The 13,234-nt window shown below is 35.6% G+C and carries 7 protein-coding genes; 4 read left to right on the forward strand and 3 right to left on the reverse strand.

All coding sequences use genetic code 11. The features are described from left to right. The first annotated feature begins 6 nt into the window (after positions 1–6). Positions 7–2,409, forward strand: a complete 2,403-nt coding sequence (locus KKG99_16085; protein ID MBU1014518.1) for an ABC transporter permease — start codon at positions 7–9, stop codon at positions 2,407–2,409. A gap of 132 nt (positions 2,410–2,541) precedes the next feature. On the opposite strand, the gene KKG99_16090 is transcribed toward KKG99_16085, so the two are convergent. Further along, a complete protein-coding gene (locus tag KKG99_16090) occupies positions 2,542–4,971 on the reverse strand; it encodes an ABC transporter permease (protein ID MBU1014519.1) in 2,430 nt (809 codons plus the stop codon). A gap of 174 nt (positions 4,972–5,145) precedes the next feature. Between KKG99_16090 and KKG99_16095 the strand changes: the two genes are divergently transcribed. Next, the gene (locus KKG99_16095) at positions 5,146–6,531 is read left to right on the forward strand and encodes a sigma-54 dependent transcriptional regulator (GenBank protein ID MBU1014520.1); all 1,386 of its coding nucleotides are present in this window, start codon (positions 5,146–5,148) and stop codon (positions 6,529–6,531) included. Continuing rightward, the gene (locus tag KKG99_16100; GenBank protein ID MBU1014521.1) at positions 6,528–7,901 is read left to right on the forward strand and encodes a HAMP domain-containing histidine kinase; all 1,374 of its coding nucleotides are present in this window, start codon (positions 6,528–6,530) and stop codon (positions 7,899–7,901) included. The genes KKG99_16095 and KKG99_16100 overlap by 4 nt, the downstream gene beginning before the upstream one ends. Before the next feature lie 58 nt (positions 7,902–7,959). Here the strand turns inward: KKG99_16100 and KKG99_16105 are convergent, their stop codons facing one another. Further along, positions 7,960–9,309, reverse strand: coding sequence for an ATP-binding protein (locus tag KKG99_16105; GenBank protein MBU1014522.1), 1,350 nt, complete (start codon positions 9,307–9,309; stop codon positions 7,960–7,962). Then, positions 9,299–10,672 (reverse strand): sigma-54 dependent transcriptional regulator, encoded by a 1,374-nt coding sequence (locus KKG99_16110; GenBank protein ID MBU1014523.1) that lies wholly within the window; start codon positions 10,670–10,672, stop codon positions 9,299–9,301. Before KKG99_16110 ends, KKG99_16105 begins: the two co-directional genes overlap by 11 nt. Before the next feature lie 186 nt (positions 10,673–10,858). Here KKG99_16110 and KKG99_16115 point away from each other — a divergent pair, with 186 nt between their 5' ends. Next, positions 10,859–13,177, forward strand: a complete 2,319-nt coding sequence (locus tag KKG99_16115) for an ABC transporter permease (protein MBU1014524.1) — start codon at positions 10,859–10,861, stop codon at positions 13,175–13,177. Positions 13,178–13,234 lie beyond the last annotated feature (57 nt).

The following is a 13,234-nucleotide window of genomic DNA, read 5'->3' on the forward strand; positions in this document are numbered from 1 at the left end:
TTTAAAATGATTCAAAATTATCTTAAAACCGCACTTCGATTATTGATCCGCCAAAAAAGCTATTCGATGATAAACATTGGTGGCCTGGCTATTGGTATGTCAGTCTGTATCCTTATCCTATCCTATGTTATTCATGAACTTAGCTTTGATAAATTTCATGAAAAGTCAGATCAAATTTATAGGGTTGGTTTGAATGCTACCGTTGGTGGGAATATAATGAACCTTGCTGTTACGAGTGCTCCAATGGGAGAAGCTTTACGTGAAGATTTTCCGGAAGTGATTGACAATACAAAGTTTGTTATCGCCAGTGGTCAGGAATTCGAAGTTGGAGAACGAAAATTTATTCAGGATGGAATTTTATATGCTGATTCTTCGTTTTTGGATATTTTTTCTTTTAAACTGATTCAAGGTAATCGAACAGAAGTTTTATTGAATCCCAGAAGCATCGTTTTAACGGAAACTGTCGCTAAAAAATTCTTCGGAGAAAACAAGGCTGTGGGAGAGGTCATTCGGATCGATAATGAAATTGCTTACACTGTTACCGGTGTATTGCAGGATATTCCTCCGAATTCTCAAATCCAGTTTCAACTAATTGTTAGTATGGACATCAGAGATCCCAGCTCCAGGTTATATGGATCAAATAGTTGGGGAAATATTATGATGTATTCCTATGTAATGTTGGATAAAAATGCAGATTATCTGAAATTACAGGAGAAATTTAATGATTTTAAAATAAGGCATACACAACAATTGGTTGATATGGGTGTGCATTTTGATCTTTTTTTACAACCATTAACCAGCATCCATTTATATTCAAATTTGGAAAGAGAAGGGGATAATAAAGGGGATATCACCTATGTTTATTTATTTTCAGCCATTGCCACATTTATTCTCTTCATTGCATGTATTAATTATATGAATCTGGCATCAGCCCGTTCATTTAAACGTGCCAAAGAAGTGGGAATGCGTAAAATTCATGGAGCCATCCGGTCTCAATTGATACGTCAATTTATAGGAGAATCTATCTTATTTAGCATAGTCGCTTTTGTGTTATCAATTATAATTGTTCAGATTACTTTGCCGATGTTCAATAATTTAGTCTATCAAAATGACAGTTCTTCGGATTTATTCAGTAATAAGCTGACAATTATTGGTGTTTTTGTGGCGATTACTTTTATTGTTGGTATTTTGGCAGGATCATATCCTGCCTTTTATATGTCATCCTTTTCGCCCATTGCTGCTTTAAAGGGTGAAAAAGTGAAAGGCAAGAAAAAATCATTATTGCGCAATATATTAGTAGTTATACAGTTTAGCATTGCCGTGACTCTAATAATTTGCACTTCGGTTATTTATAAGCAATTAAATTTTATGCAGAATAAAGATCTGGGGTTTAAAGGAGAGAATAGAATTATTATACCAATTAGGAGTGAATCATTGCGGAAAAAGAGTGAAGTTTTAAGAAATGAATTTATAGCATTATCTGATGTTGAAAAGGTCAGCATTACGAATGGTGCTCCTGGTATTGGGATGAGTGGCTCGGGGTATTATCCAGAAGGTGGTGATAATAATAATCCGGTTATTATTTATAATAGTACCATTGATGATCAGTTTGTTGAAACAATGGGAATGGAAATTGTTATTGGAAGGAATTTTTCTCATGAATTTGGCACTGATACATTAGCTGTATTAATTAATGAAGAGCTTGCAAAAAGATATAATTGGGATGATCCAATTGGTAAAAAATTATCAGTTAATGTTGGAGACAGTGTGCCACGGATTGATTTTAAAGTAGTTGGGGTGCTTAAGAGTTTTCATTTCCGTTCTTTGCTTACAAAAGTGGAACCCTTTGCATACCATTACCGACAATCAAATATGCAATATGTTTTGATAAAATTAAATGCTAAAAACAAAGAATCAGCTTTAAAAAAGGTTGAAGAAAAATGGGCCGAATTATCAAATAATGCCCCATTCGATTATTTATTTGTTGATGAAAATTTTAAAAAGAGTTATTTTTCCTATATCCGAATGGGAATACTGTTCACAGCTTTTACCTTGATTGCCATATTTATAGCATGTATCGGATTATTTGGTTTGGCATCATTCCTAACCGAGTTGCGAACAAAGGAAATTGGAATCCGCAAAGTAAATGGTGCGGGTGTAATGAAAATTTTGCAGTTGTTAAATACTGATTTTTTGAAATGGGTATGCATTGCTAATATTATTGCATGGCCTGTTGCTTGGTATTTTATGACTGAATGGCTGAAGAATTTTTCTTATCAAATAAGCTTAAGCTGGTATTATTTTGCTTTTGGTGCATTACTTTCAATAATGATTGCGCTGATTACAGTCAGCTATCAATCAATTAAATCGGCAACACAAAACCCGGTAGATTGTTTGAGATATGAATAGTGAAGTAAGGGATGGCTTCCCCAATTGGGGAAGCCATCCCTTAGGGTTGCTAACCTAAAAATTCAATGTAAAAGTTGTTTTATTTTTGGATTGACTGAACCGAGATGCTTCCTTTATGTTTTTCCGGAAATATCATTGGTATCTTAAACTATCCAACGGATTCGATCGCCCTGCTTTAACAGACTGATAGATTACAATCGTCAAACTGATGCCCATGGAAATAAAAAACGATAAAATAAATATCCAGGGCCTTAAGTCGATGTGATAAGCAAAGTTGTCAAGCCATTTGTCAAAGAGGTAATAGGCAATAGGCCAGGCAATAATATTTGCGAGAATCGTCAGATAAATGATTGATTTCACCAATAACAAAACAATATCTTTCATGGAAGCACCAAAGGTTTTCCTAATCCCGATTTCTTTAATCTTTTGCTCGGCCGTAAATGCGGAAAGTGCAAAAAGCCCCAAACAGGTGATGATGACCAGAATGATTGAAAAAATGCCAAATAAATTTGCCATGAATGCTTCAGCGCGATAAAGTTTATCGAATTCCACCTCTAAGAACTGATATTCAAACGGAATATTGGGGTCGGCCGAAAGTAAGGTTTTTTCAATATGATTGATCGCATTTGTTTTATTTTCAGGATTAATTTTTACATAGATAAAACGAAACATTCTTGGGTCATAGGATAATACCAAAGGACGGATTTCAGATTTCAGGGTCTGAAAGTGAAAATCTTTTATTATGCCGATGATATTGTGTTCTTTATCAAAAGATCCCCTATGAGGAACCACTTTCATACCGATTGGATTTTCGATATTCATTCTGCCCAAAGTAGATTCATTAATTATAATCTCTTTATGTCTCATTTTAACAGATGGAGATAGATCTTCACCCATGATTAGTTTTATTCCAAACGTTTTTAAGAAGTCATGTTCAATATGATTGAATCCAAAATCTCCCCCTCCATTAATAAATTTTTCATCAGCCCCCATCCACAAAAAGTTAGATGATGAGTATGCACCAGCACTCATGGCCGCAGTACTGGCCGTGACATTAACAATATCGGGGTTCTTTAATAACTCGGTTTTGATAAAATCAAATTTCTCAAGATATTTCCCGGATACATTTATAGTAACCGTATTTTTATAATCAAACCCCAGGTCTTTATTCCGGATAAATGAATATTGGCTGAAGATGATCACCGTCCCTATAATAAGTGCAACGGAAAACGTGAACTGGATAAGTACCAATATTTTTCTAAAAAGGTTCCCCCCTTGTTTGTTTCCGGACGCACCATAAAGGACTTTAATGGGACGGAAATTCGACAATAAAAGAGCCGGATAGCTCCCTGCCATAACACTGCTGGCCAAGGTGATCAAAATTAATACGCCCACTATTTTTATACTTCCAAAGCTGCTGAACGACAATGTTTCTCCGATCAACTGATTGCAAAATGGCAGAATGAGTTTTACAATGGCCAATGAAATCAGTAATGAGAGGATAGCCATTAACAGCGTTTCGAGATAAAATTGGATGATCAGGTTTTTTCGCAGTGCCCCAAATGTTTTTTTGATCCCGACCTCTTTGGCACGAATGGATGAACGGGCCGTTGTCAGGGTCATGAAATTGATACAGGAAACCAACAATAACAGGCCCGAAATAATCAGAAACATATTTACATTGCTTTTGTTCCCTTTTTTATTGGCCGCGCCTCCTATAATTTTATCGGACTCCAGATACATGTTTTTTAAGGGCATCAGGTGAATATAGTATTGCCAATTATTTTCAAATTCAGGTTGTCTGGCCTGAAGATAACCATATGCTTTTTGCCGGAAATTTTCAATATCCGTACCCTCTTTTAATAAAATATAGCTTTGAAAAAAATGAAGTCCCCAATTACCATTAATATCATAATTTCCATTTTCAGGCATGAAATCCGTTATTCGAATAAACGGGATGAGCGAAACAAACTGAAGGCTTGAATTTTCGGGAACATCCTTTAGTATGCCTGTTACCTTAAAGTTAAAGTTGTTGTCCACCTGAATTACTTTTCCCATGGGGTCTTCGTCCCCAAATATTTTTTTTGAAAAAGATGCTGTCAATACGATTGAATTTGGATCGAGCAAAGCGGTATTTGGGTCCCCTTCTAAAAAGGGGAACGAAAATATCTGAAAGAAATCAGTATCGGCAAATCCAAAAAATTCTTCTGAAAAAACGACGTCTTTATATTTAATCAGGTTGTTGTTACGCTCTCTTTGAATAAAGACCCGGAAACGTGCATATTTTTCAATTTCAGGAAGATCGGCTGCCATACTTGGAACCAAGGCTGGGGCTGTTCCAGAATTAATATTGTTTTTACGTGAGACTACCCATTCCTTGTAAAGCTGATAGGTACGGTCGTTTTTTTCGTGAATACGGTCGTAGCTTAATTGATTAAATACCCATAAAAGAATAATGATACTGATCGACATTCCCAATACCAGCCCGGCTACATTTATAAGGGAGGATAACTTTCTGCTTTTAATATTTATCCAAGCGGTTTTAAAATAATAGTTGACCATGATTTAAAGAATAAAATTTGATATATGATATTAGATTTATTATTTTCAAAATCAATGCCAGTACGTAATGCAATGAAATACAGATGTATAAGATTTTTTAGTTTTTGAAAGTGTAACAATTCAATACATTGAGAGTATCTATATCATACACTTCTATCATTTTTAAAAATGCAAATAAATTCAGGTAAAATAATATTGATAGATGATCATCAAAAAATTCTGGAATCTCTTCGGTTCCTGCTTAAATATCACTTCAGGGAGATCATCATGCTTTCGGGTCCTGAACAGATTTTCGGGGATGAAAAACTGAATGATGCAGATGTCATTATATTAGATATGAATTTTAAAGCCCAGGAGAAAAGCGGAAAAGACGGCTTATTCTGGCTTAAACGCATTTTACATAAATTTGAAGCAAAAGTTATTTGCCTGACCGCCTACGGGAGCATTTCCCTGACGGTTGAAGCCATGAAAATCGGGGCCACTGATTTTGTTACCAAGCCCTGGGAGAATGATAAGCTGGTAGCGACTATAAAATCGGCTTTAGCATTGAAAAAAGCACAGGATGAGGTGTCCCGGCTAAAAAGCAAGCAAATTCATTTATCTTCCGAGATCAATAAACAGAATTACCAGATCATAGGAAATTCACCCGCCATTCAAAAAATACTTCAATTGGCCCATAAGGTAGCCCCATCCGATGCCAATATTTTAATTACAGGTGAAAACGGAACGGGCAAGGATCTGATTGCCAGAGAAATTCATAGGTTGTCTCTCCGCAGGGAGGAGGCCTTTATAAGTATCGACATTGGCTCATTAAGCGAATCGTTGTTTGAAAGTGAATTTTTCGGACATATGAAAGGGGCTTTTACAGATGCCATAGCGAACCGGACCGGTAAATTTGAAGCAGCTTCGGGTGGAACCTTATTTTTGGATGAAATCGGAAATCTATCCATCACAATGCAACCTAAAATACTTTCGGCCTTACAAAAAAAAGCAATAACACCTGTAGGAAGCATTAAAGAAATTCCGGTAGATATCCGGATTATTTGTGCTACCAACAAGAACCTTCGTGAAATGATCGTTAACCATTTTTTTCGCGAAGACTTATTTTATCGGATGAATACTGTCGAAATCCATATCCCACCATTACGTGAGCGAAAAGAAGATATTCCGACGATAGCTAATTATTTTCTGAGGCTTTTTGGGGATAAATATGAAAAATTTCCCATCAGGTTTGATAAGATGGGTACAGATACTCTCATGAATTATGATTGGCCCGGAAATATTCGGGAATTGAAGCATACTATCGAACGGGCTGTAATATTGTGTGAATCAAATGTCTTATCATCTTCTGATTTTTCAAATCTGAACCAATTTAATGTCTCAAATAATAGCCAGCTAATTTCCCTGAATGAAGCTGAAAAAATGTTGATCAGCCGGGCAATGGACAGAAATGATAGAAATATTGCCGCAACATCACGCGAATTAAAAATTGGCCGCCAATCCTTATATCGTAAATTAAAGCGTTACCGGATTTATGTCCCCAATGAAAACAACGTATGATTCACCCAAAACTATATTTAAATATTATTATCCGGGTAGTGTTAATTTCCATTACGTCCATCATCACAAGTTTTATTTATACTGTTTATCAGGATTGGTATTTATTGCTGTTTTTTACAAGTATAGCGGCGATTCAAACATTATCCTTAATTAATTTCATAAAAAAAACCAATAAAACAATAGCCGACTTTTTTCTTTTTGCCAAAAACGGAGAAAAGAACATTCGTTCGTATAAATCAAAAAATCAAATATCTCATGCATTAATAAACTCGCTGGAGGAAATTTATGCAACCATACAAAATCTAAGGTTGGAAAGCGAAAAAAGAGAACAATATTTTGGCAAGGTATTCGAGATGATTACTACAGGGATTATGATAGTGGGGAAGAACGGCGATATTGAATTTCATAATAATGCCCTAAAAAAAATGATTAATAGAAAACAGATTCTCAATATTAATCAGTTTCGAAGGCTTTCTCCTGACTTTTATCATTCCCTTGATTCAATAAGGAACGGTCAAAAGAAAATTATTAAAATTTCATCAAATTCATCAATGAGCTTTTTGTTAAAAGCCAACAATTTTATTATAAATAATAGTCCGGTTCGTGTATTTACCCTGGATAATATCAAACAGGAGTTGGATGAAAGGGAACAGGAATCCTGGAGACGACTGGTAAAAATATTTAATCATGAAATTTCAAATTCGATGAGTCCGATTGTATCTACTAGTAGAGCAATATGTGATTTGTTAAAAGAGAATTTTTGTGAAAATCCTTACCCTTCGAAGGAGTTATCAAAAGAAATAATAGCTGATTTGATTCATGGGCTTGAAATGATAAATGAAATTGGTGCCGGTATCCATTATTTTGTCACCCAAGTAAAGAGTTTAGACTCCATTCCCGATCCCAAATGCAAGGATATTATGGTTAAGGATTTTATATTCAACTTGATCAATATGTCAGAAAAAAGTGGGTGGGAGCATATTCAAATTGAACAAAAATTAGAACCCGAAGAGGTTGCAATTTTCGCAGATAAAGAATTGATTTCACTGGTTTTCATTAATATTATCAAAAACTCTTGTGAAGCTCTTCAAACTACAAAACGCCCTAAGATCCTTATTAGCAACGAAGAAACAAGTGAATATTCAATCATTCATATAAGTGATAATGGATCAGGAATTTCTGAAAATGAATTGGAAGAAATTTTCGTTCCATTTTATACCACACGCAAATCAGGAACAGGAATAGGTTTAAGCCTGTCCAGACAAATCATGCATTTACACGGAGGTAAAATTGAAGTACAATCCAAACCATATCACGAAACAACTTTATCTCTGTTTTTCCCTAAAATTATTAAACTTCAGTTAAATTGATTATTTTATATTTTAGTCTTTTCTCATCTTCTATAAGAAATGTCGGAAAATTAATTGACTAGAATTTTAAAGTAAAGATTGTTTCTATTTGTGGTTGGGATCGAACAGAAATACTTCCTTCATGCAAATACATGATTTGACGCGAAAGGCTTAGTCCGATACCTGAACCATTTTCTTTGGTCGAGTAGAAGGGGATAAAGATTTTGTCCAGTTCACTTTCTGATATTCCATTACCATTGTCCTCTATATTAATCAGTAAATTTACTTCGCTCGATTTTTTAGCAGTAATCTTAATTTTCGGATTTGGACGATCAACAAGAGCCTCCAAAGAATTTTTTATGAGATTGATTAACATTTGCTCGATGAGCGATTCATCCGCAAAAAGGTCAAGATCGGGATCAATATGATATTCAAATTCAATTTGTTCGGACTTGAACCTTTCCTGATAAAATTTTTGAATTTTTTCAACGGTATGAACGATTTTAAATTTTGTCAGATTGAGTTTGGGGTTCTTGGTGACGTTTTTATAAACCTCTATAAAATCAACCAATCCTTTGCCTCTTTCTTCAATGATCTCGGTATTGATTGCGATGTCCTTAATAATTTCATCATCCAATTCAGATGCTTTTTTAATCACTCCATCCTGATAAATGTAGCGCCTGATCACCTTTGATAAGGAAGTAATGGGTGTGAGAGAGTTCATGATTTCATGATTCAAAACCTGAATTAATTTTTGCCAGGATTCCAATTCGTTATGATCAAGTTCACGGCGGATATTTTGAAAAGAGATAATATGGATGGTATTTGAACCAATTTGGATGAGGGTCCTTTTGATCGCCAGGTTTTGGATTTCAGCATTCAGACTTATTTTTACGACTTGGTTTTTCTCAGTTTTTAAATCAGTAATTGCCTGATGAAAGTCGGGACATTTTTCGAATAACGTATTCATGAATTTGCAGGCTTCGCAATGCAGGATATTTGATGCTTCAGGATTAAAAAGCTCAATTTTACCTTTGTCATCAAAAGCAATAATGCCAATTTTTACATGATTTACAATGGTATTAAGATAATGGGTTTTTTGTTCATTTTCAATGCGTATTTGTTGTAATTCTTTATTGATGTAATCAAATGAAAGATTAAGCCCTTTGAAGTTTTTCATTACATGCTCATCCTGATAATTTACGGCTGTATCTTTTGATTGAATCCTGAGAAAAAATGCGGCGAGGTTTCTGTTTGTTTTATTAATGTAGTTGATGAGTAAAATCGTTTGGGCCACAATTAGAACAAATGAGATGATGCTTGCCATGATTTTATCTTCTTGCCTTATCATGAAAGCAAATAAAACACCCATGATAACAATCAGTATCACCCGAAGGATGATGGAGACATAAAATCGGTTAAAGCCCATGTTTTTCAATTTTTAGATAGAGGGTGGTGCGAGAAATATTTAATTCCTGGGCGGCTTTGGTCAGGTTGCCCTGATGTTTGTCCAGTACTTTTTTAACAATGTATTTTTCAACATCAACAAGTTTGTTTGAAGAACCCAAATCCCAATTGTTGCTGGTTTTTATTTCAATCCGAAAGTCTTCCGGCCTAAGAATGTCGGATTCGGCAAGAATGACGGCTTTTTCGATGGTATGTTTTAACTCTCTCACATTTCCGGGCCAGGTATGGTTTAATAGTGAGTCAATTCCTGTACTGCTGATCTTAATTTCTCCTTTATTATATTTCTTGGAGTATCGCTTAAGGTAAAAATCAGCAATGATCAAAATGTCGTCACCTCTTTCACGTAGTGGGGGGATTTCAATTTTTATGGTATTAAGCCGATACAATAAGTCTTCCCTGAACAATTCCTGATTGGTTAGCAAAAAGGGATTTTTGTTAGTGGCTGAAATCAAGCGGATGTCAATCTTCACAGCCTTGTCCGAACCCACCGGGGTTACTTCCCTGCTTTGCAAAACCCGCAATAATTTTGATTGTAAATTCATCGAGAGGTTGGTAATTTCATCTAAAAACAAGGTCCCTCCGGAAGCCGCAACAAACCGGCCTGTTCTATCGCTTTGGGCATCGGTGAAAGCCCCTTTTTTGTGGCCGAACATTTCACTTTCAAATAAATTTTCATTAATGGAACCTAAATCAACACTTACGAATAATTCTTTTTTCCGACCTGATAGTTTGTGGATTTCCCTTGCAACCAATTCCTTCCCTGTGCCGTTTTCGCCCAATATCAAAATGTTTGCATCGGTAGCTGCCACTTTACGGATGGTTTTAAAAACTTCGGTCATTTTTGGTGATGATCCCAGAAAATCATTCTGAACATTCAAGGAATTTTCTATCAATACCTCTTGAAATCCCTTTAGTTTTTTAACTTTTCGTTCTGCATCACGCAGTTTAAGTGCAGCGTGTAAACTGGCAATCAGTTTGTCGATGTCCCAGGGTTTGGTAATAAAATCGTAAGCTCCTTCTTTGATCCCTTTCACTGCAATATCAACTTCACTGTAAGCTGTGATCAATATTACAAGAATATCGGGGTTACTTTCCCTAATTTTTCTTAACCAGTACAAACCTTCATTCCCTGAATTCACCCCAGCCTTAAAATTCATATCCAGCAAAACAAGATCCCAATCTTTTTCATTCAAAAGGTTTGGAATTAAATTGGGGTTGCGCACAGTTTCTATTTCCTTAAATTCGTACTTTAACGATTGCTTAAGCGTAAGCAAGATGCTTTCGTTATCGTCAACAATTAATATTTTTCCTTTGGTCGGATTCATTGAAAAACAACTTATTGAAAGGCAAATATATGAAAATTGTTCAGATGCCGAACGCTAATTGTCCAGACTCTGAACAGTTTTATAATAATTTATAAGTAAAAATAAGTTAAGTTATTGAAAAAGAATAATTAAACTATTTTGGCATTTACTTTGACTTAACTTATGCGAAGTCAAAATTTTTTAAAAATGATCAAATCTTATATCAAACTCGCCATTCGGAATTTTACGAGAAACCTGTCTTTCTCATTAATTAACCTGTTTGGATTGAGCATTGCCTTTGCTTTATTTATTCTGCTTTCTCTTTATATAAAAAGCGAGCTGACTACAGATAAGCATCTTCAAAATTCTGAAAATATTTATTGTCTATTTGAGAAAAACAGGAGCCATATTTTCGGTAACGGTTTGTTTGCCGAATTTGTGAATGAGCGCTATCCTGAAATAAAGCAGGTTTGCAGGTCCATTATTTTTGACGGGGAGTTTTATTTGGATGACGGGCATTATGTTTATTTTGATAAAGTAGGATTGGTAGATTCCACCTATTTTAAAATATTCAAAAATAAAGAACACTTGGGAAATTTGGATCATGCGCTGGATGGGCGAAATGGCATGGTGCTGACCGAAAGTTCGGCCAAAGCCTTGTTCCATAATGAAAATCCAATTGGCCGAAAAGTTAGATGGAACAATCAGTACGATTTTACAGTAAATGCAGTAATACCTGACCTACTTGAAAATTCTTTGTACCATGTTGATTGTTTTGTATCCATAAATTGTTTGCTGAATTTTTTTGTAGGAGCTCTCACAAATCCAAACGATTGGGGCATCAATACTTTTGTTGAACTTGAGCAAAACGCGGATATTCCATTACTTGAAGAGAAGCTAAGTAAAGATTTGTTGGCTGAGTTTGGACGGGATTCGAATTGGGGACTGATCCCTTATTCGGCTTTATACTTTAATCAAAAAGCTCAGGCACCTGAAGAGTTCAAAAGAGGAAACATGCAATTTGTGAAATTGTTTATCGGCATAGCGTTGTTTATCATTGTTATCGCCTGTATCAATTATGTCAACCTAACTACGGCTAAAGCGGGAAGCCGCGCAAGGGAAGTTGGCATTAGAAAAGTAGTGGGTGCCTATAAGCAAAAGCTGATCAAACAGTTTTTGACCGAATCAATTTTGCTAATTTTTATTTCGCTCATCATTGGCTTTTTATTGGCAGAACTTTCAATCGGAGAGTTTAATCGTTTGGCCGAGATAAATTTACAGGTAAAGGATTTTTATTTTTTCCCATTTAATATCTTTTTTGTGATGGGTGTGATATTGTTAGGTGTGATTTCAGGCTTGTATCCTGCATTGGCACTAACTTCATTTAAAACAGTCGAGGTAATTAAGGGAAAAGTATCAAAAAGCCGAAGTGGCATTATCGCGCGAAAAGCATTAATGGTTTTTCAGTTTGTAATTTCGTTGGTGATGATTGTGGGCACCATCGTCATTTACCGTCAGATTAATTATGTGAAGCAATTAAACCTTGGGTTTGACAAAGAAAATGTGATCCGTTTAAAAACGAAAGATGACGCTTATAAAAACGCACAAGATTTTAAACAGGAATTGCTCACAATACCGGGTGTTCAAAAAATAGCTTTTGCTAATGCTGTGCCAGGTAATATCTCCAACGGAATGTTTGCCCAAGTGGATGGCCAGGATATTAACATGCGCCATTTAAAGTGTGATCCGGCGTATTTCGATCTCTTGGGGTTTCAATTGGTAAGCGGGAGGCATTTTTCGAGCGAAGATGAAGCGGATAGGGCCGGAAAATATATCATGAATGAAGCTGCCACGAAAATCTATGGTTGGGAAGATCCTTATCAGATCAGACTTTGGGGTTTTAAACTTATTGGGATCGTTAAAGATTTTAATTTTCAAAGTTTACATCAGCCGATCGGGCCTTTGTTTATTACTTTTTTGGATACCATGAATGAAATCGTTATCCGTATTTCGGGAACAAACCAAACGGCAACGCTTGCCGAGATTGAAAAGGCATGGATGAAAAAATACCCCGAGGACCCATTTAAATTTGAGTTTGTCGATCAGGTTGTAGATCAACAATACAAATCCGAAGAACGCCTTGGCAAGATTGTGGGTTACTTTTCCATATTTGCATTGATTATTGCATGTATGGGTTTATTGGGAATGACCTCTTATATGATACAGCAACGACATCGTGAAATCGGAATCCGAAAAGTTCATGGCGGATCTGTTCAGCAAATTATCAATATGCTTTCTTTTGAGTTTGTGAAATGGGTAATTTTGGCCTTTGCAATATCTGTACCTGTCTCTTATTACCTGATGAAAATATGGCTTGCAAATAATTTCACTTATCAGGTCGATATTGATTGGTGGATTTATGTTCTTAGCGGTTTGGCTGTCGTTTTTGTATCATTAGTTACTGTTAGCATTCAATCTTATCGTGCAGCAATCATGAACCCTGTGGATAGTTTGAGGTACGAATAAAATTTAAGGGGTGACACCCTACAGGGTGTCACCCCTTAAGATTTGCTTTGACTTAGC

The sequence above is a fragment of the Bacteroidota bacterium genome, from assembly GCA_018816945.1.
Taxonomy (GTDB): domain Bacteria; phylum Bacteroidota; class Bacteroidia; order Bacteroidales.

Excerpts from the sequence above, each read along its gene's own strand:
- KKG99_16085 (MBU1014518.1), top strand. The coding sequence starts at position 7 with ATGATTCAAAATTATCTTAAAACCGCACTTCGATTATTGATCCGCCAA.
- KKG99_16090 (MBU1014519.1), bottom strand. The coding sequence starts at position 4,971 with ATGGTCAACTATTATTTTAAAACCGCTTGGATAAATATTAAAAGCAGA.
- KKG99_16100 (MBU1014521.1), top strand. The coding sequence starts at position 6,528 with ATGATTCACCCAAAACTATATTTAAATATTATTATCCGGGTAGTGTTA.
- KKG99_16105 (MBU1014522.1), bottom strand. The coding sequence starts at position 9,309 with ATGGGCTTTAACCGATTTTATGTCTCCATCATCCTTCGGGTGATACTG.
- KKG99_16110 (MBU1014523.1), bottom strand. The coding sequence starts at position 10,672 with ATGAATCCGACCAAAGGAAAAATATTAATTGTTGACGATAACGAAAGC.
- KKG99_16115 (MBU1014524.1), top strand. The coding sequence starts at position 10,859 with ATGATCAAATCTTATATCAAACTCGCCATTCGGAATTTTACGAGAAAC.